The organism is Mesorhizobium sp. XAP4 (genome assembly GCF_029269325.1).
In the GTDB taxonomy this organism is placed as follows: domain Bacteria; phylum Pseudomonadota; class Alphaproteobacteria; order Rhizobiales; family Rhizobiaceae; genus Mesorhizobium; species Mesorhizobium ciceri.
Genome location: NZ_JARIXW010000009.1, coordinates 92,903 through 113,668 on the forward strand (window position 1 = coordinate 92,903; position 20,766 = coordinate 113,668).

Consider the following 20,766-nt stretch of genomic DNA (forward strand, 5'->3'; position numbering starts at 1 on the left):
GAACTGCCAAGGAACAAATTCGCCGCGCGCGCGTTCGAGAGCGGCCTTTGCGGGGACTGAACACGAATGCTACTCGCTTTGGGGAACGCGCTCTCGACGACGGTTATGGCCGGCAGAAGTGGGGGTGCGGAAATTTTCGGCGTGGTCGATCTCAGCACTAAAGCCGAGGTAAGGATCAACGCGATGAATTTGGGAATGGCAATTCAGTTCGTGGCCAATGCCTCGGTGCTCGGTTACGATGTCCGTTCGGCGATGGTCTTCTACGGCGAACCGGGAACGCCAAGCCTCAGGGCAAATGACTGCGATCGATTGTGGGCGCAATTTGGTGCCGCGCTCCTTCGCCCATAACGCCGGACGCTTTTGGCTATCTTCAGCTGTCTGGAGCTAACAGCCCATGCCGCGCCACCGGACCGTCGGATCATGAGATCTGAGAGACCTGACGAGAAATTTGCTTTCGGTCACTTCACCGGCACGCAGAGCCGGTCGGGCACTTTGGGGACAAGGGTGGCGGTGGGTTTGCCGATGCAAGTGCAGTGTGCTCGAGCCAATTCGCGACTGGGCGCCGGTTGAACCGCTCGGCCTGCCTGCCTTACCGCGCGAGGCATGACCTTACCCCACGGCCAACCATTTGCGCGATTGGGCAAACGCCGTGAAGGCCTTGGCGTCCATTGGGCGGCCAAAAACATAGCCCTGCAGAATATCGCAACCAAGCTCCTTCAGGATGCGCGCGTGATCATTCGTCTCGACACCCTCGGCAATGACTTCGATGCCGAGCGATTTGCCGATCTCAATGATCGACGAGACCAGCTGACGCTGCGGGATCGACTGGGTGACGGGCGTGATCAGTTGGCGGTCGATCTTGAGCCGGCGCGGCTGCAGCTTGAGCAGGGACACGATCGAGGCATGGCCGGTGCCGAAGTCATCGATTTCGATGTCGATGCCGAGTTCCTTAATGTGCTCCAGGTTCCAGGTGACCAGGTCGTCATTCTCATCGAGGAAGATGGACTCAACCAGCTCAAACGACACTGTGCCCTTCCTGATGGCAAGCTTGCGCAAGCCATCGATCAGATCCTTGTCCTCCAACCGCTTGGCGGAGACATTGACCGAGACGTGCGGGATCTTGAGACCGCTGTTCGACCATTGGTCGAAATTCTCAAGCGCCTGTTCCAGGACAGCGCGATCGATGATTGCCACGACGTTGAGTTCTTCGGCCACTTTGAGATAGCTTTGTGGGGCCAGGATGCCGCGTTCGGGATGCTTCCAACGCGACAACGCCTCGACCCCGACGATCTCAAGTGTCCTGGCGTCGAACTGCGGCTGATAGTATGTTGTGAATTCGGCGCGCTCCAACCCGCCCAGGATTTCGTCGGCAATTTGCTTGGTCCGCACGATCTCGCTTTGCAGCTCTTCGTCAAAGAATTCGTGTCGGTTGCGACCGCTTCCTTTCGCCCGGTAAAGAGCGAGGTCGGCGTTGACGAGCAGTTGCTTGGCGTCGGTTCCGGCGGCAATTCCGATGCTCACCCCGAACCGGCACGGGTTGCCCTGAAAATCGACCGGTCGGCGCATCTGCGTGATGATGCGGTCGCCGAGCGCGGAAAGTTGCTTGTCATCACGTCCATGGCTCACCACGACGAACTCATCACCGCCGATGCGTGCAACAAAATCACCGGGACCCGTGTTGACCTTGATGACCTTGGAGGCGTGCACCAGCATGGCGTCACCGGCTGCGTGGCCGAGTGTATCGTTGATCTGCTTGAAGCGGTCGAGGTCCAGATGCAGCAGCGCTGTGCGGGTCCCCGTTACGCTTTTTTCGGCAAGCAACTCATCGAGATAGCGGCGGTTGGGCAGGCCGGTCAGCGGGTCGTGCAGCGCAACATGCTCTACATGCGCCTTTGCGACTTTGAGTTCGGCATTTTTCGATTCCGACAGCTGACGCTCTCGAATGAGCGTCTCATTGAGCAGCACGTCGCTGGTGACGTCCCACTCGGCGCCGATCATCTTCGGCGTGCCGCCGATGTCCTGGAAGAAGGCTGCGCGCGTGCGCACGTGGCGCGTGGTACCGTCCGCTAGCAGGACTCGGTATTGCGAAGAATACGGTCCCTCCCTCTCGGCGGCCGCGTCGAACTCCTGGCGCGCCCTGTCGAAATCTTCGGGATGAATGGCCATCGCCCAGTCTTCATAACCGCGCGGTTTGCCATCGGCTGGCTTGCCGTAGATCTGGTGGACGCGGTCGTCCCATAGCAGTTCTTTTGTGGCCAGGTCGTGCTCCCACACGCCAATTCCAGAAGCTTCCAGGGCCAACTCAAGGCGGCCAGACAGACGTCTGAGCTCGGCATAGTTTTTCTGTCGTTCGCCGAACAGTCGCCCGGCCACCAGGATCGGCAGCACCACCAGCGCGCCGGCAAAGGCTATGAGCCCCCGCAACATCCACGCATTGTTCGGAATGGCCGGCCAGCCTCCCTTCGGTATAGCCGAAATCAGCCAGGAGCCCGAAGGCAGTTGCACATCGGCCGACACCGGCTTGCCGGCGAGGACATTGTCTCCCCCGAAGAATTTTTTGCCGCCACCGCCAAGCGCGTCGGTCCCCGTCAGGGCGACATCAATATCAATCCCGGGGTCATTCAAGCCGCTCGCCGCGTAAAGCTGATCGACATCGATGACAGCGGAGAGGATGCCCCAGAATCGGCTGCCGCCGCCCGCCGTCGGCACAAAGACGGGAATGCGCCCGACAAAGCCTCGCCCTCCCTGGGCCAGGTCGACGGGGCCTGCCAACACAAGAACGCCGAGGTCTCGCGCGCGAAGCGCCGCCGTCCGTTGCGCCTCGCTCTTGCGGTAATCGAGCCCGATCGCCTTCTGGTTGCCTTCCATCGGGTACATCAGCGAGATGACGAGATCGGGCGCACCGGCGATGTTGCGCAGTTGCGATCTCTGTCGGAACAGGTTGCTTGCCAGGGACGCAAATCTCTGCTGTCCCATGTACGGCTCTGTAACTATGGCCGAGACGAGGCCCTGAACAAGCTGGAGATTACCGTTTACATTGCCTTCGAGCTTGGCCCTTATGATGTTGACCTTGGCCTGGACTTCGGCGCGCGCGAGTTGATCGGACACTTTCGTGTTCTGCAAGTCCGCAAGGACCGCGCAGATCACAAGCACGGCCAACGCAATTGCCGCCGGCAAGTTGGCGGTCGAAAAAACCGCCTTTCTTGCACCATCAAAGTCAAAATCCGTTCTGCCCGACCGGCTCAATTGCGTTTCCTTGACAAAAAGCCCATCGGCCAACGTAGGATGAACTGTTTAAATTTGGACTTCCAATCTGCGTAAAAGCTTCTGGTCTGTGCCACCAAGTTTCGAAAGGCTGCGCTTGGGCGCTGCGCGTAGTACCGTTGGGCCTGTGCCGGCCAGTCCTGCTGCGCCGAACAGCAGGGTCGTCCTGCTCGGGCGGAAGAAGGGTAGGGAAAGCGAGACGGACAGCCTGGGAGAGGGGAGGGGCGAGATCGACATCAGGAAGATGGATTAGCCTACTACATGCTGTCATCGCTGGTTCGCACCGGGTCATCCGTCCATCTTCTGCTATGATCCCGACGCCGTGACGTTCGTCACGGCTCTTACCCACAGCCCTGACGCATCCTGGCCAGTGAGCTCTAAATTGGCCGCGCTTAACGATCCGGCTCGAACCAACTTGTCGTGCTGCCGCAAGGGTGCGTTACCCTGATCCATTCGCCGATGTCAGGCTCTTCGGCGTACGGGATGGTTACTGGTCCCCACGTCTTCGCAGCTTCAACAACATTTTCGGCCTGAACCTCGGCACGTTCCACAGCTTTGCCGTCGCGTATCAGCTCGACAGTGAAACTCTGCATAGATCGCACTCCTGTCGCGCAATCATATCCCAACCTCTACCCGAAAGGAAAAATCTGTTTTTTCGAAAGGAAATAGCTTCCCAAGGTCCTCGCGGCACAAAGCAGCTATTCGCAACAAAAGGGGCCCAGGTGGCCCAACGATGAAACGCATTTTGCTTTTCTTGTGCGGCGAAAGCATGATGGAGCGGGTGGCTAACAGCCGATAAATTTTGCCAACACATTGATTTCAAATCATAATTTCATGTTCCATAATGTATGTTATGCGACTTCTGGATGTAGCAGTTATATAGAGATGCGACACTTGAGCAATTTAGAGATGCGACAGTCCCCGACTTTCACAGCTCATGCTCTGGCCAACTCGAAGCTGGAAAGGAAGGCTGACGACTTCACACTGCCTGGCGTGAGACCGGGCGTATTGCGGAGCCGGCATGCCTTTGATCACCTTGTCGCAAAAAAGAGCTGCATCGTCTTGAAGCCATCCAGAAGATCCGCGACCGGCGGCTGAGCGTCCAGGCGGCGGAGCTTCTTCATCTCAGCCGCAGTCAGGTTCACCGGCTGTTGCAAGCCTATGACCAGGACGGCGCCGGCGGGCTGGTGTCGAAGGAGCGCGGCCGACCGAGCAATCGGCGCCATGATGAGGAGCCGCCGCCGCCGGCCGCGCCACCATACAGCGTTTCGGTCGCTTCGGTGTTGTATGCTATCCCCTGCTTGGGATGCAGCTCCAGGTCAAGAACTGCGGACTGTGACATTGACCACGGGGACCAGCGGCAACGGTTCGCCGTCTTTGCCGGTGAGTTCCGATTCGAACTTCTGGGTGCGGATGATTTCCTCGACCTGGCTGGTGAAATCGTCATGGCGCGCATCTTCGCCACGTTCTCTATCTTCACCTCGCCCTGATACGCAAAGGGCTTGGCCTCATAGAGCGGGTGCGCGTCGACCCATTCGAAGTACTCGCAACATGCTGTCCACAGCTTCTCTGGATCGATGATGATCGGGCTGCGGCCGTGTGAGCTACGGGCCTTCCAAAATTGGTTTCCTGCGGGTGCGGGCATTTGCGAAAATTTCGACGCTTTTACAAAGTTAACCAGCGGCCGGATTCGTACGGTTTTGTGACTTGCTGGATTGCCGATCACATGGTTTTTTTCGCACATCGTTGTGTGGGAGTGCGGGCGTGGGCGACGATCAGAAGGACGGTGTTCGGGTAGAACACATAGACGGCCAATGGGCGGTGCAGATCATCGAGGATGGCCTGACCACCCAACAGCTTTTCGACAACGAGGAATTTGCGAGGAGTTTCGCAGCCGGTCAAATCATCCGGCTCAACCTTAACCGGTCCGGCCAAAGCCAAAGCGGCCATGAGGTGGATGGCCCGCGAAACCATTCGTAAACCATGCCAACACGGTAAATATTTTATGTCGAACCGATCCGGTTGCAGGAGGTTTTGGGCGGGTCTGCAACAAAGAGGCCCAGCCAATCCCTGCACCGCTTACCCATCTCGCCCGCCCTGTTGATCTCCTTCGGGATTGCCTGCGGAATTTGCGTCTGGGCGACATCGGATAAGCCAGTGAGCTTCTTTCAAGCCCAGGCGTCCCCGCAGCTGGAAATGCGCGGGACAGTCGGTAACCTTCAATAGATGGACGATCGTCGATGCTACCGGCGGGCCGGTGCTGTCGTGGACGATCCGCTACCGGCTGCGCACGTCGTTCTCGCGCACGGGCAAGACCGCCACCTCTCGAATTGCGGCGCCACGGGGGATCGCGAATAGCGGGCCGGCAGCCGAGGGCGACGAGGTTCTACACGATCAGAACCTACTCGAAGGAATAAGTGAAACCTTCCTTGGAGGCGCCGACGGTGACTTTGGTCATCTTTTCGCCCTCGAGCGACCGGTTAAGCACGCCGCGGCTCAGTTCCGGCAGCAGCGTGTTGGTCAGGATGGCATCGATCATCCGCCCGCCGGATTCGATCTCGGTGCAGCGGGCCTTGACCAGATCCATGACACCGTCGCCGATCACCAGTTCCGCATCGTTGGTTGCCCGCAACCGGCGAGCGATCTTGGCGAACTGGTGGCCAGTGATCGCTTCGATCATCGAATCAGAGAGCGGATAGTAAGGAATGGTCACCACCCGGCCAAGGAAGGCAGCCGGGAAGACCTTCAGCAATGGGCTGCGCAAGGCGGTATCCAGATCGTCGAGCCCGGTCCGCAGCGTGCCATTCCTTGTGCGGTCCATGATAACTTCGGAGCCGACATTCGAGGTGAGCAGGATCAGGGTGTTCTTGAAATCGATCCGGCGGCCCTCGCTGTCGTCCATCATGCCCTTGTCGAAGACCTGGAAGAAGATTTCGTGGACGTCGGGATGCGCCTTCTCGACCTCGTCGAGCAGGATCACCGAATAGGGTTTTCTGCGCACCGCTTCGGTCAGGATGCCGCCCTTGCCGTAGCCGACATAGCCGGGCGGTGCGCCCTTCAGTGTCGAGACGGTGTGCGCCTCCTGGAACTCGGACATGTTGATGGAGATCAGGTTCTGCTCGCCACCGTAAAGCGTTTCGGCCAGCGCCAATGCCGTTTCGGTCTTGCCGACGCCCGAGGGGCCGCAAAGCAGGAAGACCCCGACCGGCTTTTCAGGCGCGCCAAGCCCGGCGCGGCTGGTCTGCACGCGTTTGGCGATCATCTCCATGGCGTGATCCTGGCCGACGACCCGTTCCGAAAGCGTGGCGGCGAGCTTGAGCGCCTTTTCGGTCTGGCTGGACAGCATCCGTCCGGTCGGGATCCCGGTCCAGTCCTGGACCACGGCGGCCACTGCATTGCGGTCAACCGAGGGCAGAATCAGCGGTGTCTCGCCTTGTGCCGCTGCCAATTCGGCCATCAGTGCGCGCAATCGGGCGAGATCGGCGGCAGGATCGGCAGCGGCCTGTGTCTCCGCGTCCGTCTGGGCGGCCTTGGGCGGCTCAGTCTCTGACGACTCCGCTACCTTGGTCTTTTCTGCGTTCGCCGCTGCCGGTTCGGCATCGGCCCCAACGGTGGCCGCATCGAGCGCCACACCCTCGCCGCGCAGCCTGGCGCGCAGTTCGAGTATCTCGGCGACGAGCACCTTTTCACGATCCCAACGCTGCTGCGCCGCAGCCAGGGTGATCTCGCTTTCGGCAAGCCCGGTGTCGACGCGCGCCTGCCGTTCAGCCACCTCGATGCCGATCGCGGCCTCGCGCCCGATGATGCCGCGCTCGACCTCCAGAGCCTGGCGGCGGCGCATGATGTCCTCGACCTCGGCTGGCGTAGCATGCTGCGATATGGCGACACGGGCGCAGGCGGTGTCGAGGAGGCTCACCGCCTTGTCAGGCAGTTGCCGTGCCGGGATGTAGCGATGCGACAGGCCGACTGCTGCCTCGATCGCCTCGTCGAGTATCTGCACCTTGTGGTGTTGCTCCAGAACCCCTGCCACCCCGCGCAACATCAGAACGGCCACAGCCTCCGACGGCTCGTCGATCTTGACCACCTGGAAACGGCGGGTCAGCGCCGGGTCTTTCTCGATGTGCTGCTTATATTCGGCCCAGGTCGTTGCGGCGATGGTGCGAAGTTCGCCCCGTGCCAGCGCCGGCTTCAAGAGATTGGCGGCATCACCGGTTCCGGCAGCACCGCCGGCGCCAATCAAGGTGTGGGCCTCGTCGATGAACAGGATGACCGGCGTTTCGGACGATTGAACCTCGTCGATCACAGCCTTCAGCCGTTTTTCGAATTCGCCCTTCACGCTGGCGCCCGCCTGCATCAATCCGACATCGAGCATGCGCACGCTGACGCCTTGCAGCGTGGGCGGCACATCGCCCTGAGCGATACGCAAGGCAAAGCCCTCAACGACCGCCGTCTTGCCGACCCCGGCCTCGCCGGTCAGGATCGGGTTGTTTTGCCGACGCCGCATCAGGATGTCGACTATCTGCCGGATCTCCGGATCGCGGCCGACGACCGGATCGATCTTGCCCTCGCGGGCGCGTTGGGTCAGATCGGTGGCGAATTTCGCCAAGGCCGAATCTCCGCCCATGGTCCGCTTCGGCGTTTCAGCCGCGGGAACCGCGATGGCTGCGCCGCCTTCGAGCGAACCTTCCACGACATCGGCGAACCGCGCGACAACCGCATCGGCGTCGATCTTGTCGAACTCGCCGCTGATCTTCGACAGCAGGCCTTCCAGAACCGGGGTTTTCAGGCAGGAAAGCAGAATATGGGCGCTGCGGACTTCCTCGACGCCGAACTCCAGCGTCGCGAGGTTCCAGGCTTCCTGGATTGCATGGAAGATATGATCGGAGAATTCCTCGATCGAGGTTGCGCCATAGGGCAACTTGTCGACGGCACGGGTCATATCTGCCGTGAGCCGGCTGGCATCCAGTCCCGCATCGGCGATTATCATTTGCACATCGGAGCGGTCGGAAAGCACCAGCTGCTCGATGAAGTGAACGAGTTCGACGTAAGGATTGCCGCGCAGCTTGGCGCTATCGGCCGCGGCCTTGAAGGCGCGCACCCCGACAGGATCAAGCTTGCCGACCAGTTCCTTACGCTTGAAGCTCTGCGACGACCGGCGCTGTTCCATCGAACGTGCTCCTGCAATCTGCCAGCCGATAAACTGCCACAGATGCCGCCACTTGACAAAGTGCGTTGTGGACGAGGCCTCAATGCCTGGTTCAGCCAGCTTCCTCGTATTGTGGAAGTCTTGCACCACCGGCTGCAAACAACAGCGGAATTGCGCGCCCTGCGCGATGCATTTCTCATACGGATTGACAATTGCGCCACGGAGTTCGGTGCTCATGGCGGTGTTCAGCTTCTGTTAATTTTGGAGCACTCGTTGAATTGTGGTAAAGTGCACCGGTGTGATAACGTAAGGTCACATAAGGTTTGAGGGCCTTCGCTGGGGGTTGGTGTGATTGATCTCGCACTCTGGCTTTCTTCGCTAGACGGTGAGAATCCGTCCGGGGAAGATTTGCGCAACGACCCGGCTTTCCATGAGTTGGAGCGCCTGACCGAAGCCCAACTCAAGGTCGTCCACGACGGCAACAATAAGGCCGGCTCGCAAAGCACGATTCCAGTCGACTGGCCCGCTGTGCTCGCAAAGGCGGAGGAATTGCGCGCGCATGGCAGGGACTTGCGCCTGCTTGTCATCGTCACGCGCGCGCTGGCCAATGAAGACGGGCTGGCCGGATTGGCGCAAGGTCTGACGCTGATCGCGCAGACCTTCGATCAGCATTGGGACACCATGCATCCGGCTATGCGGCCCAACGCTTCGCCGCGCGATGCCGCCTTGCGCCGTATCAACGCGCTGATCGACCTGCAGAATGGTCAGGACGGGTTGTTGGCGAATCTGCGGCAAATGACGTTCTTCGCGCCGCGCGCAATCGGCCCGGTTCAGGGCAAGGACCTGGAGAAGGGTGCGCTCGACGATCGCGTCATGCTCCAGGAAGCCGCCTCGGGGCTGAATGCGGCGGAAAAAGCGCAGCTGGTCAGTGCGCACGGACAACTCTTGAATCGGGTGCGTGCCGCATGTGCGGCACAGATCGATCAGGCCAATGCGGAGATGGTCCAGCTCATCGCCGACGCCCGGGCGACGATCACGGCACTGGATGCGCTCGAGACTGCGCTCAACGCTCGTCTCGAGGGCAGCGGCACTCCCGTTCCGGACTTAAAACGGTTCCTGCAGCGTTTGCTGACGACACTTGAACGGAATTCAGCGGCCGGCGCGGTGACGAATGGCGCAGCCACGCAGGCGGTGCCGACGGAACTGGCAACGCCTGCTCGAAACGGTCATGGAGCCGATGCTATGGCAAGTATGGCAAGCTATGCGGACTCGAGCACGGGACTCCCCGACCGGATCTCCTCGCGCGACGACGTGGTGAAATGCCTCGACCTGGTCGTCGCCTTCTATGACCGTACCGAACCGTCGAGCCCAATTCCGCACCTGGCTCGGCGGGTCCGTCGGATGGTGCACATGGATTTCGTTGAACTGATGGAAGATCTCGCCCCTTCGGGGCTGAAGGAGTTCAGGCTGCTGGCCGGCGTTCCCGATGCCAAGAAGACGGCTCAGAAGGATGAAAGGTAACAACACATGCCAGCCGAAAGCAAAGCCAAGGTCATCGAACGAAATCGCGCGCCGCGGGTGCAGATCGCCTACGATGTGGAAACCTACGGCAGCCCGACGACGATCGAACTGCCGTTTGTCATGGGCGTGATGGCCGACCTTGCCGGTGCTTCGCAAACCAAGGAAGCGTCAAAGTCGGTGCTGGACCGCTCCTTTGTCGAGACCGACGCGAACCGCTTCCCAAAATTCATGGAGGCGCTCGGCCCCCGCGTCAAAGCGCGGGTGAAGAACACGCTGCCGCAGGCCGAGGGCCAGGAGCGTGACGAGGAACTGGCGCTCGATCTTACATTTTCCAAGATGGGTGATTTCGCCCCCGACAAGATTGCCGAGCAAGTTCCGCAACTGGCCGAGATCCTCAAGATGCGTCGACAACTCGAGGAATTGCTCGGCTTCATGGATGGCCGTGTCGATGCTGAAAAGCGCATCGCGCAGCTTCTGAACAACGAACCGCTTCTTGGCAAGATTGCCAGCCAGGCGCTGGCCGACGACGACAAGGTTGGGGAATGATCATGGCCGAACAGCAAAAGACCGCCTCAGTCGCCGCGGAGGCCGAAGCCATAAACCTCGATGAATTCAGCGGACTCCTCGAAAAAGATTTCAAGGTCAAGAAGGACGACAGCGAGAAGCTGCAACAGCTCGTGCGCAATCTCGCGCTCGCGGCGCAGTCCCGTTCCGACACCACGACCATCTCTTCCAATGCCATCAAATCGATCAAGTCGCTGATCGCCGGCATTGACAAGATGCTGACGACACAGGTCAACGAAATCCTGCACGCGCCGGAAGTGCGTGAGATGGAAGGCACATGGCGAGGGCTGTGGTATCTCGTCAACAACACCGAGACGGATCAGAAGCTGAAGATCCGGGTGATGAACATCTCCAAAGAGCAGCTGGCCGATACGCTTGAAGACTATGAAGGTCAGATGTGGGACCAGAGCCCGATCTTCAAGAAAGTCTACACAGACGAGTATTCGATGCTTGGCGGCGAACCAATCGGCTGCGTGATCGGCGCCTACGAGTTCTCCAATCACCCACGTGACGTCGGCCTGCTGCGCAACATCTCCGGCATCTGCGCTTCCGCGCATACGCCGTTTATCGCGGCCGCTTCGCCGCGCCTATTTCGCATGGACAGCTGGCAGGAACTGCCGAACCCGCAAGACCTGCAGCAGATCGTCTCCAACCCCGCCTATGCCTCGTGGCAGTCGTTGCGCGAGAGTGAGGACGCTCGCTACATCGGCCTGACCATGCCCCGCGTCCTGGCGCGGCTGCCCTACGGCACCGATACCGTTCCGGTGAAGGGTTTCACCTTCGAGGAAGAGGTGGAGGGCGATCACAACAAATATGTCTGGATGAACGCCGCCTTCCCGATGGGCGTCAACATCAACCGCAGTCACAAGCTTTTCGGCTGGGGCACGCAGATCCGCGGCGTCGAGAATGGTGGCACGGTGCTCAACCTGCCGGTGCATAGCTTCCCGACCGATGATGGCTCGATCGCGATGAAATGTCCCACGGAAGTCGCCATCGACGACCGGCGCGAGGCGGAACTGGCCAAGCTTGGCTTGATGCCCATCCTGCACCGGAAGAATACCGATCTCGCGGCCTTCATCGGAGCACACTCGCTGCAGGACGACGAAACGCGGGCGGGGCGGCTGGTCGACCCCGATGCACAGTCGAACGAGCGGCTGAGCGCCAACCTGCCCTACCTGTTCCCGGTCTCGCGCTTTGCGCACTACCTCAAGGCGATCGCGCGCGACAAGGTCGGCTCGTTCAAGGAGCGCGCCGACATGCAGATCTGGTTGACCGAGTGGATCAATCGATACGTGCTGGCCAACCCGGCCTTTGCCGACGACAAGGCGCGCGCCAAGCGCCCGCTTGCCGCCGCCGAGGTCCAGGTGGACAGCGTGGAGGGGCGGCCGGGCTATTATAATGCCCGCTTCTATCTGCGCCCGCATTACCAGCTGGAGGGCATCAATGCGTCGCTCCGACTGGTCTCGGAACTACCGTCCGTTAAGACTTGATCGCAGCAACGACAACCTGGTTTTTTGAAAGCGGTGGAGAAACACAATGCCGACTACGAAGATTGATGGCTTCCTGAAGGTTCCCGATATCAAAGGCCCCAGCACCCGCGACGGCCACGATGACGAGATTGAAATCCATGGCGTCGACTACAAGATGGTCGCACCTTATGATCCCAATTCGCTGTCACGCCGTGGCCGCGTCTCCATGGGGATGATCAAATTCACCAAGCACTACGACAAATCATCGCCCTATCTGAAAAAGGCTTTGTTCGAAAACAAGGCCCTTGATGAGGTGGTGTTCTCGGCCCGCCGGACCATCGATGGCGAGACCAAGGATTACCTGGTCGTTACCCTCACCGACGCCTCGATCATGGAATACGACATGTCGCAGGCCGAGGATGAGGAAGACCTGATCCAGGAAGAGGTCAGCTTCGCCTACAAGAAGATCAAATTCGTCTATGACGGCAATGATGAAGCCGAAATGGATGTCTATGTCGGCAAGTGAGGTTCGGCGACCCGGCGCGGGCATGCAGCAGACCACTGGCAGCTTGCGGGCGAAAAGCGAAGCCGTCCAGCCGTCGCTTTGGGATCGTCTCGTCAATGATCTGCCGGGCCTGACCTCGGAAATAGACGGGCTGCGCCATGTCCTGCTCGACGAGCTTGGCGCGGACCGTCTCGACACACTCGTTGCCGGCAGCACGCGTGCCATCGACGCCGATGTGGTACTGACACCGGATCAGAAACGCCGTCTGCATCGGTTGGCCGTTCAGACCCAGCACCGCGTCGAAATCGAAAGCCGTGGCGTGGTGGTATCGGCGCGCGTGCTCAGGGAAGCGGTACGGCGTGACATCGAGGCGCTCTTCAACACAGAGCGCTTCGAGGCGACGCCGCTTCTTTCCGACCTGGAAAATGAACAGGTTGCGGACAATCCCCCTTCGCTTGCCGATTTCCCGGAGGTCCGCCGCAGCGTGGTCAATTACGGCGTGCCCTCCTTCTCGGGCCGCTCGTCGCGCGACTTCGATCGCGAGGTGTTGGCACGTGAGATCCGCATGGTGCTCGCGACCTTCGAGCCCCGCCTGAAGGAAAGCGCAACAAAGGTAACGGTCACGCTTGGCGACAACACCGTCGGCCTGAAGATCGAGATAGACGCCGTTCTGATCATGACCCCGACTCCCGAACGCATGCGCCTGCGCACCACGATCAATCTCGACAACGGTTTGGCGCGGACCGAAATTGGGGAGGCCTGAGATGGATCGGGTCTTCGTCGAATATTACGAGGAGGAACTGAGCCATATCCGCGCTCTTGCATCGGAATTCGCAGACATGCATCCGGCGGTGGCGCGCAACCTTTCCCTCGATACGGTGCCGTGTCCGGACCCATATGTCGAGCGCCTGCTCGATGGCGTAGCCTTCCTGGCCGCGCGCACCCGGCTAAAGGTCGATGCCGAGCGCTCGCGATTTTCCCGCAGTGTGCTCGACGTTCTCTATCCCGATCTGGTCACGCCGGCGCCGGCAACGGCGATGGCGGTGCTGAAACCCGGCCAGCAGGTCCAGACCATGCTGGCCGGCCACGTCGTCAAGCGCAACACACGGCTGGTTTCCAGCCTGCAGCCAGGCCTGTCAACGCGCTGCATTTTCTCAACCGCCCAGGAAATGACTCTATGGCCGATCGCGGTCACTTCGGTCAGCTTTTTTCAGGACCGCAGTGCGATGGCGATGGCTGGCATAGGACCGATCGGCGGTGTCAGCGGCGAGTCGGCGCTCCGCCTCACGCTGGCCAGGACCGGAAAAGGCAAGCTCGACGAACTGGCTCTCGACCGGCTTGACCTCTATTTTGCCGGACGCACCAAGGCGCCGCTACTGTTCGATGCGATTTTCGGCGCCTGCGCGGCCACAGCAGCGCGACCGGAAGGCAAGACCAACCCGCTGTCGCCGTTGCCGGCACCCGAGATGATCGGCATCAGCGACGACGAGGCCTTGATGCCGCGCACCCGCCCGACATTCGAAGGATACCGGTTGCTGCGCGAATACTTCATGATGCCCGAGCGTTTTCACTATGCACGGGTTTTGGGATTGCAGCCTGTCGTGCGCCAATGCGCGGCCGGACTCGAGATCATTTTCCTGTTCAAACGCACGGTTCCCGAGCTGGCCGATCTGACGCCGGCGGACTTCGAACTTTTCGCGACACCGATCATCAATCTGTTCGAACGCGAGTGCAACGTCGTCGAAGTCGATGAACGCAAGACGCGCCAGGTGTTGCATGCGGACCGGACGCGGGCGCGTGACTTCGAAATCTACCGGGTCATCCGCGTCGAGGACGCCGACACGGAAGGCAACGACGCCGAAATCCCCGAGCTCTTCAGCCTGGGTCAGAACCGCGGTAGTGGTTGGGTCTATTCGACCGAAAGGCGCCCTCGCCGCGCGATGGAGGAGGAGCGCCGCGAAGGCCTGACGCGAACGTCCTATACCGGGGATGACGTTTTCCTGGCCGTGTCCCGGCCGCTCGCAAGGCCGGCGACCCGGCCGCTGAAGCGGCTCGACGTGATGGCGCTTTGCACCAATCGTGATCTGCCGATCCTCGATGACAATCCGACGTTGACGTTAGAAGCCGGCGACCCGGTCGAAACCGTGAGGCTTCTTGGCGCCTTGCGTGCGCCGCAGCCAGCTATTCCTGCGGCACTGCCTGCTGGTGCCGACGGGGAATCGCGGGCCGATGATCTCGCCTGGCGGCTGGTGGCGCAGCTCGCGCTCAACTTTCTCAGTCTTGCCAAAGAAGGCCGTGGCATCGATCCCCTGCATGCGCTACTCGACCTTTATGCCGATCGCGGCGATCCAAGCCTTGCCCGAAATGTGCATTCGATCGTGCGTATCGACTCGCAGCCGGTCATCGAACGTCTGCAAATCGATGGACCGATGTGCTTTGGACGCGGTACCGAAGTCACGTTGCATGTTGATCAATCGGTCCTGGCCGGCCAAAGTACCTTGCTGCTTTCGGCCTTGCTGGCGCGGTTGTTTGCTCGTCACGCCGGGATAAACGGCTTCGTGCGAACTCGCACGCGGCTGCTGCAGAAGCAGGAGGATGTGCCATGGCCGATGACGCCCGGCAATCGCTACCTGATCTAGACAAGCCCGGCCCGAACAGGGCCGAAGGCCTATCCGAGACGTTCGACTTTTTCGAACTGCTGCGCCGCCTCGAACAACGGAACGGTCTGTTCGGCCATTCCGGCCGTCCCGACCGTGAGCCGGCACGGCTCGGCCAGCATGTACGCCTCGCCTTTTCCGCACGGGACCTGGTTGTGTTCCGCGAAGCCCGCGATGCGGCACCGGCCCGGGTCACGGTGGCAAATTTTGGTCTGCTGGGACCCGAGGGTCCAATGCCGCTGCATCTGACGCGCTGGGTGCTCGACCGGCTCTCGCAACGCTGGTTCGCCGGCGCCGAGGCACAACTGACCAGCGACACGACGTTCGTCGACTTCGTCAACATTCTGCAGCACCGTATGATCGCCCTCTACTATCGGGCGTGGGCGGATGCGCACCCGGCCGTGCAGGCCGAACGCGCGGTCGGCGGGCGCGTTCGCGCCATGCTTGAAGCCATGGCCGGGATCGGACTTCCCGGCACGCAGGACCCCAATCTCGATACGGTGAAGCTTCGCCAGGCGGCTTCGCTGGCCAATCAGGTCGACGGCCCGGAACGGCTGACGCTGTTCCTGGCGGAAGCGTTCAAGGCGCCGGTACAGATCAAGGAGTTCATCTCCGCCTGGATAACAGTACCAACCGGTCTCCAGACCCGTCTTGCAAAGGCCTTTGCAGGGCTCGGCAAGGGCGCGACGATCGGCCCACGCGTTTTCAGCCGCCAAAGCAGGATCGAACTGCGTGTCGGCCCGCTGGGGTATGAGGAGTTCAAGGCGTTCCTGCCTGGCGGCGAGCGGCTCAAGCTGTTCAAGCAGGCCGTTCGCGACATGGTCGGGGAGTCGCTCGACGTCGATCTGCGCATCGTGCTTGCGCGTGAAGCCGTACCGCCGCCCCAAATCGGAGCGGTTCGGCTCGGGCGGACCGCCTGGCTTGCGCGACCCATCGAAAGGGGCGATGCTGACGACATGCGGCTGCGGACAATCGTCGGATGGCGGCCGGAAATGACGGGGGTCGCGGCATGAGCCTGCTGCTGACACTGGAGCAAGGGCCACGCACCCAGGCGGTGCGGCAAGCCCGGCTTGACGAGGGTGAGCTGGTGATCGGCCGCAGCGCGGACGCGGGTTGGCAGATCAACGATCCCGACATGTTCGTTTCAAGGGCACATTGCAAGATCTCTGGCGGGCGAGATGGATATTTCGTCACCGACACGTCGAGCAGCGGATTGTTCATAAACGACTCCGACAGCCCGCTCGGTGCCGGCAAGTCGACGCGCCTTCAAAGTGGCATGCGGCTGAGATTGGGCGACTACGTCGTCCATGTCGACCTGCAAACGCCAGCCACTCAAGCACCAGCGGCCGGCCAGCCGGTTTCGGAACGCGCGCCGCCAGCATCCCGGGCCCCGGTGAGCATCGGTCGCGATGACTTCTTTTCCGCCAAGGTCGAAGAAGAGCCGCGACGGCCACGTCCGGCCGATCTGCCGAACCCTTTCGAGCAGCCGGTTGCGGGTGCATTCGAACGTGCCAACTCCGACCAGCGCCACTCGGCCGCTTTCGATGACCCGTTCAGCCTCGATCCGGTTTCGACGCCGGTGTCGAAAAATCCCGCCCCTTATCGCGAACCGGGCGGCGCGGCGAGCCAAGCGGACCCGTTCAGCCTCGACGCGGTACCGTCCCCCGACCGCGCAGCCCAAGCCGCCCGTGACAAGCCGTCCGGAACCCATGATGACTTTGCTTTCGGACCAGCCGCCACGCTCAGTTCGGCGAACGGCGCCAGTTCGATCGAACAGCGCGAGCGCATCGCCCAGCGATCCCAATCAGCCAATCCCTGGGATTTGCCGGTGCAGCCCGCAGCTACCCCTGCTTCACCACGTGTGGGTGCTGCTCCCAAAGCCGCCCCGGCGCTGGGTGCGGCGCGGCCGGAGGAGATGGCGCTTCGCGCCGCATTCCTGCATGGCATGGGTGTCGAGGAAGCCGATTTCCCCGGACGCGACAGCATCGCGGAAATGGAGAAGTTCGGTCGCGAATACCGGATGATGATGGAAGGCCTGATGCAGCTTCTGCGCAAGCGGGCCGAGGAAAAGGGAAACGCGCGCGTCGCGCAGACCATGGTCGGGGCCTCCGAAGTCAATCCGCTCAAGTTCCTGCCGACCGTCGACGACGCCATCATAACGCTTATCGCTGAGCGCAGCCCAGGATTTCTCGGCGGTGAAGCGGCAATCACCGATGCGGTGCGCGATCTCGCGCAACATCACGTACGCGCCTGGCGAGGCATACAGACCGCCATGCGGCGGATGATCGACCGTTTTGACCCGGTAGTGATCGAGGAAGAGCTGAAATCGAATTCCGCGATCGGAACCCTTCTCTCTGGGGGGCGGGGCGCCAAGCTGTGGGAACTTTACCAGAAGCGCCATCGTGAAATCGCCGAGAGTGCTGAAAAGAGCTTCCTTGGCGAAATCGGCGCTGATTTTCGAGATGCATATGAGGAGGAGTGAGAGATGATTGATCGACGTGAATTTGTTGTTGCCTTGGGCGCGACAGGGTTGCTTGCGGCTTGCCAGAGTGGTCCGCCGAAACCATCGGTGATCACCGTCAACGTAAACGGCGGTGCTGGCATGAACCCGGGACCAGGCGGCGGGGACCGGCCGGTAACGATCCTGGTGATGCGGCTGAAAAGCACCGGCAAATTCAATTCCGCCGACTATTTCGCGCTGCAGGGGGATGCCGGCACGGCGCTGGCGGGCGATCTCATCGGATCCGACCAGATTTCCGTCGGGCCGGGAAAATCCGCATCCAAAACCATCACGGTCGAGCCGGACGCGACGGCGCTGGGCTTTGTTGCTCTGATCCGCGAGCCCGGCGGCCGGAACTGGCGGACAACCAAGTCGGTGTCGTCGGGATCGAAATTCACGATCAACGTCACGCTTGGCAGCGGCGGCATTTCCGCCTAGCGGCAAAGGGCAAGGGGAGCTCGATGCAGAGAGTAGCGGCATGAGCAATGCAAACAGGGTGCTATGGTCCGAAGGGCTTTTCCTGCGGACCCAGCATTTCCAGCAGCAGGATCGCTTTTTCGAGGCGACGGTGCGCGGCGCGTTGCAGGCCGGGCAATTGCATACGTTCGGTTTCCAACAGCTGACACTGGACCAGGCGTTGCTGGAAGCCGGCCAGATCTCGATCCTGTCCGCGCGGGGCATCTTTCCGGATGGGACACCTTTTTCCATCCCGGACATGATGGACGCGCCGCGACCGCTGCCGGTCACCCCTGACACGGGCGCCGGACCGGTGCTGATCGCCTTGCCGCTGGAGCCTCCGGGCGGTGTCGGCTTCGATCCGGCACACGCTGCCGCCTCGGGTGCGCGATATCATGGGCGGATCGTTTCGGTGCGTGACGCCGTCCAGGGCGGTTCAGACCCTGAAGAAATCGAAATTGCCCGGCCGCAGGCGCTGCTGCTCGCACCCGGCAAGTCGGTCGGTGGCTACACGGCCTTGCCGATAGCCGACCTCAAGGGGATTCGAGCCGATGGCGGCGTCTCCCTGGACGAGACCTTCCTGCCACCGACCTTGGTTACGGGCGCCGTGGCCTGGTACCGGCAATTGCTGCTGGAAGTTGTCACCGGCCTCGACCAGATCGCCGAGGCGCATGGCAAGATGGTCATGGGCGGACCTGGGCGCAGCGTCGAAGATTTGCTGATGCTCAATCTCGCCAATGCGGCACGTCCGCGGCTGGCCCACATGCTGGCTCAGGATGTGTTCCATCCAGCCGAGCTTTACCTGGAACTTGCCGGTCTCGCCGGTTCGATGGCGACCTACGGATCGAGCGCGCGGCGGCTGGGCGAGTTGCCCGCCTACGATCACATGGCGCCTGGCCCCGCCTATTCGGCGCTGGCGGATGCGCTGCGCTCGCTCATCCTCAGCCTGCGTTACATCGAGCCCAAATCGCGTGCGCTGCCTGTCATGCGGCATTCGACCAATGTCTGGAAGATCCGTATCGACAATCCGAAGCTGCTGGTGGCCAGCCGGATCGTCATCCGGGTCGGTTCGGAGTTGTCGGAAGACGCGCTGCGCAAGATATTCGTCAATCAGGCAACCGTCGGCTCGGCCGACCAGTTCGAGGGCCTGTGGAAATCGCGCTTGCCCGGCATTCCGCTGAAACCGCTTCATTCTCAGCCGCGCGAGATTCCTTACGATGGCGATCGGTTATGTCTGGAACTGGACCAGAAAAGTGAGCACTGGGCGTCGCTGCTCGACGCTCCCGGCTTCGTCATCGGCGTTTCGGGCGTGTTGCCAAGCGAGCCGCAGGTGGACTGCTATTCGGTGAACAGGTGAGATCATGAGCCGCGATGATCCGTTCGGACTGTCGGAGGATCGCGAACGCACCCGCATTCGATTGACCGGCGCGCCGATGCCGCGGCCGATGGCGCCACCTTTGCCGAGCGCGTCGGTAAAGCGCTCCCGCACCCATCCGAACGCACTCGTCAACGCATTTGCGCCCTTGCTCGAATTCGCTCCCGAGCTTGAAAGTGCGCTGCCGCCGGACAATCCGGAAGCATTGCGTACCCGATTGCTCGAAGAACTGGTCCGGGCACGCGACACGGCTATGTCGGTCGGATCCTCAATGGAGCGCGCCGACCAGGCGGCCTGGGTGGTGGCGGCGTTGCTCGACGATCTGGCCCTGAACACGCCATGGGGCGGTGCCAGCGCCTGGCCGCGGCAGCCGCTTGTGGTCATGCTGCGCGGCGATGTCGATGCCGGCACGCAGTTCTTCACCCGTCTCGACGAACTCGAGCGCCATCCCAACCGTGATCGCGAATTGCTGGAACTGCAGTATCAATGCATGGCGCTTGGCTTTCGTGGCAAATATCGCGTGTCGGCCCGATCCGGCGACCGCTCGCTCAATGCCGTTCGCGTGGCGGCGGCACGCTTCCTACGCGATGCCGACGCCGAAGGCGCGCCACTGTCGCCAAACTGGAAAGGCGTGATCGCATCTGACGAGCCGCAGCGCTTCATCGTTCCGATCTGGGTCATGGCGCTCGGTGCGGCGGTTGCAGCCATGACAATCCATGTCGGGCTCTCGATGGCACTGAGCAGCCAGGCGGTCGAGCTCTCCGCACTTGTTCGCGCGCTGCCGCCGCCCGCGCGCGGCGACATCACCCGCACGTCGCCCAAAGTCGATGCCCCGCCGCCGGAGAAGGTGGATTTTGCGCTGTTGCCGGAATTTCAGGCCGGGGCGCCCGCCGACCTCAAATCCGCCCTCAGCGGCACCGAAAGCGTTTCGCTGGCCAAGCTGACGATCCAGGCCTCCAATCCCGAACTGTTCCAGTCGTCACGGCCACAACTGACCGAAGGCTTCGAGCCCCTGATCGGGTCGCTCGCCAAGGTGATCCTCGCCAACCAGGAGCTGATCGGAAACATCACCGTCGTCGGTCATACCGACAGCGTTCCCCTGCAAAAGACCAATCCGCTGTCGACCAACCAGCGACTGTCGGAGGCTCGCGCCCAGACGATTGCCGACATGCTGGTCCAGAACGGAGTGCCGCGGGATCGCGTCCATTCCGAGGGCCGCGCGGCCACCGATCCAGTCGCCACCGACAGCACGCGCGAGGGGCGGGCCTTGAACCGCCGCGTCGAGGTGTTTGTCGAAAAGAGGCTGTGA

General features: G+C 61.5%; 16 protein-coding genes and 1 pseudogene. 13 read left to right on the top strand and 4 right to left on the bottom strand.

Translation table 11 applies throughout. The annotated features are described in order from the left end of the window. The first annotated feature begins 141 nt into the window (after positions 1–141). Complete coding sequence (locus P3C39_RS30330; RefSeq protein ID WP_245265372.1) at positions 142–348, top strand: hypothetical protein; 207 nt, start codon at positions 142–144, stop codon at positions 346–348. 261 nt (positions 349–609) lie between these two features. Here P3C39_RS30330 and P3C39_RS30335 read toward each other — a convergent pair whose 3' ends face one another. Beyond that, entirely contained in the window at positions 610–3,246 is a 2,637-nt protein-coding gene (locus tag P3C39_RS30335; protein WP_275954870.1) for an EAL domain-containing protein, read from the bottom strand. Positions 3,247–3,656: 410 nt separating this feature from the next. Then, complete coding sequence (locus tag P3C39_RS30340) at positions 3,657–3,857, bottom strand: hypothetical protein (protein ID WP_013525315.1); 201 nt, start codon at positions 3,855–3,857, stop codon at positions 3,657–3,659. A gap of 459 nt (positions 3,858–4,316) precedes the next feature. Between P3C39_RS30340 and P3C39_RS30345 the strand changes: the two are divergent. Further along, positions 4,317–4,499 (top strand): annotated as a pseudogene (locus tag P3C39_RS30345) (helix-turn-helix domain-containing protein); the annotation flags it as partial. 487 nt (positions 4,500–4,986) lie between these two features. Here the strand turns inward: P3C39_RS30345 and P3C39_RS30355 are convergent. Beyond that, the gene (locus P3C39_RS30355; protein WP_164753151.1) at positions 4,987–5,238 is read right to left on the bottom strand and encodes a hypothetical protein; all 252 of its coding nucleotides are present in this window, start codon (positions 5,236–5,238) and stop codon (positions 4,987–4,989) included. Positions 5,239–5,665: 427 nt separating this feature from the next. Then, positions 5,666–8,431, bottom strand: a complete 2,766-nt coding sequence (gene tssH, locus P3C39_RS30360) for a type VI secretion system ATPase TssH (protein WP_013525311.1) — start codon at positions 8,429–8,431, stop codon at positions 5,666–5,668. Between the two features lie 327 nt (positions 8,432–8,758). Between tssH and tssA the strand changes: the two genes are divergently transcribed. From tssA to icmH, 11 genes are read left to right on the top strand one after another with little or no spacing between them, the layout of a single operon-like run. Then, positions 8,759–9,931, top strand: a complete 1,173-nt coding sequence (gene tssA, locus P3C39_RS30365; protein WP_013525310.1) for a type VI secretion system protein TssA — start codon at positions 8,759–8,761, stop codon at positions 9,929–9,931. 6 nt (positions 9,932–9,937) lie between these two features. Beyond that, entirely contained in the window at positions 9,938–10,477 is a 540-nt protein-coding gene (tssB, locus tag P3C39_RS30370) for a type VI secretion system contractile sheath small subunit (protein WP_013525309.1), read from the top strand. A 2-nt stretch (positions 10,478–10,479) separates the two neighbouring features. Continuing rightward, positions 10,480–11,985 (top strand): type VI secretion system contractile sheath large subunit, encoded by a 1,506-nt coding sequence (tssC, locus tag P3C39_RS30375; protein ID WP_024504477.1) that lies wholly within the window; start codon positions 10,480–10,482, stop codon positions 11,983–11,985. Positions 11,986–12,031: 46 nt separating this feature from the next. Beyond that, positions 12,032–12,490 (top strand): Hcp family type VI secretion system effector, encoded by a 459-nt coding sequence (locus P3C39_RS30380; RefSeq protein ID WP_013525307.1) that lies wholly within the window; start codon positions 12,032–12,034, stop codon positions 12,488–12,490. Beyond that, on the top strand, positions 12,477–13,232 hold the full coding sequence (tssE, locus tag P3C39_RS30385; protein ID WP_013525306.1) for a type VI secretion system baseplate subunit TssE: 756 nt from the start codon (positions 12,477–12,479) through the stop codon (positions 13,230–13,232). The genes P3C39_RS30380 and tssE overlap by 14 nt, the downstream gene beginning before the upstream one ends. Before the next feature lies 1 nt (position 13,233). Then, positions 13,234–15,108, top strand: coding sequence for a type VI secretion system baseplate subunit TssF (tssF, locus tag P3C39_RS30390; RefSeq protein ID WP_275954869.1), 1,875 nt, complete (start codon positions 13,234–13,236; stop codon positions 15,106–15,108). After that, positions 15,072–16,139, top strand: a complete 1,068-nt coding sequence (gene tssG / locus P3C39_RS30395; protein ID WP_013525304.1) for a type VI secretion system baseplate subunit TssG — start codon at positions 15,072–15,074, stop codon at positions 16,137–16,139. Before tssF ends, tssG begins: the two co-directional genes overlap by 37 nt. Then, complete coding sequence (gene tagH / locus P3C39_RS30400) at positions 16,136–17,608, top strand: type VI secretion system-associated FHA domain protein TagH (RefSeq protein ID WP_027163186.1); 1,473 nt, start codon at positions 16,136–16,138, stop codon at positions 17,606–17,608. The genes tssG and tagH overlap by 4 nt, the downstream gene beginning before the upstream one ends. Positions 17,609–17,611: 3 nt before the next feature. Next, on the top strand, positions 17,612–18,064 hold the full coding sequence (tssJ, locus tag P3C39_RS30405) for a type VI secretion system lipoprotein TssJ (RefSeq protein WP_024504481.1): 453 nt from the start codon (positions 17,612–17,614) through the stop codon (positions 18,062–18,064). Between the two features lie 40 nt (positions 18,065–18,104). Beyond that, positions 18,105–19,439 carry a type VI secretion system baseplate subunit TssK gene (tssK, locus tag P3C39_RS30410; protein ID WP_013525301.1) on the top strand — a complete coding sequence of 445 codons (1,335 nt, stop codon included), beginning with the start codon at positions 18,105–18,107 and terminating at the stop codon, positions 19,437–19,439. Between the two features lie 4 nt (positions 19,440–19,443). Continuing rightward, entirely contained in the window at positions 19,444–20,766 is a 1,323-nt protein-coding gene (gene icmH / locus P3C39_RS30415; RefSeq protein WP_275954868.1) for a type IVB secretion system protein IcmH/DotU, read from the top strand.

What these genes read in the sequence shown, in the direction of transcription:
- tagH (WP_027163186.1), top strand. Translation starts at nt 16,136, where the DNA reads ATGAGCCTGCTGCTGACACTGGAGCAAGGGCCACGCACCCAGGCGGTG.
- tssH (WP_013525311.1), bottom strand. Translation starts at nt 8,431, where the DNA reads ATGGAACAGCGCCGGTCGTCGCAGAGCTTCAAGCGTAAGGAACTGGTC.
- P3C39_RS30340 (WP_013525315.1), bottom strand. Translation starts at nt 3,857, where the DNA reads ATGCAGAGTTTCACTGTCGAGCTGATACGCGACGGCAAAGCTGTGGAA.
- tssF (WP_275954869.1), top strand. Translation starts at nt 13,234, where the DNA reads ATGGATCGGGTCTTCGTCGAATATTACGAGGAGGAACTGAGCCATATC.
- tssJ (WP_024504481.1), top strand. Translation starts at nt 17,612, where the DNA reads ATGATTGATCGACGTGAATTTGTTGTTGCCTTGGGCGCGACAGGGTTG.
- tssC (WP_024504477.1), top strand. Translation starts at nt 10,480, where the DNA reads ATGGCCGAACAGCAAAAGACCGCCTCAGTCGCCGCGGAGGCCGAAGCC.
- P3C39_RS30380 (WP_013525307.1), top strand. Translation starts at nt 12,032, where the DNA reads ATGCCGACTACGAAGATTGATGGCTTCCTGAAGGTTCCCGATATCAAA.
- icmH (WP_275954868.1), top strand. Translation starts at nt 19,444, where the DNA reads ATGAGCCGCGATGATCCGTTCGGACTGTCGGAGGATCGCGAACGCACC.
- P3C39_RS30355 (WP_164753151.1), bottom strand. Translation starts at nt 5,238, where the DNA reads ATGGTTTCGCGGGCCATCCACCTCATGGCCGCTTTGGCTTTGGCCGGA.
- tssK (WP_013525301.1), top strand. Translation starts at nt 18,105, where the DNA reads ATGAGCAATGCAAACAGGGTGCTATGGTCCGAAGGGCTTTTCCTGCGG.
- tssE (WP_013525306.1), top strand. Translation starts at nt 12,477, where the DNA reads ATGTCGGCAAGTGAGGTTCGGCGACCCGGCGCGGGCATGCAGCAGACC.
- tssG (WP_013525304.1), top strand. Translation starts at nt 15,072, where the DNA reads ATGGCCGATGACGCCCGGCAATCGCTACCTGATCTAGACAAGCCCGGC.
- tssB (WP_013525309.1), top strand. Translation starts at nt 9,938, where the DNA reads ATGCCAGCCGAAAGCAAAGCCAAGGTCATCGAACGAAATCGCGCGCCG.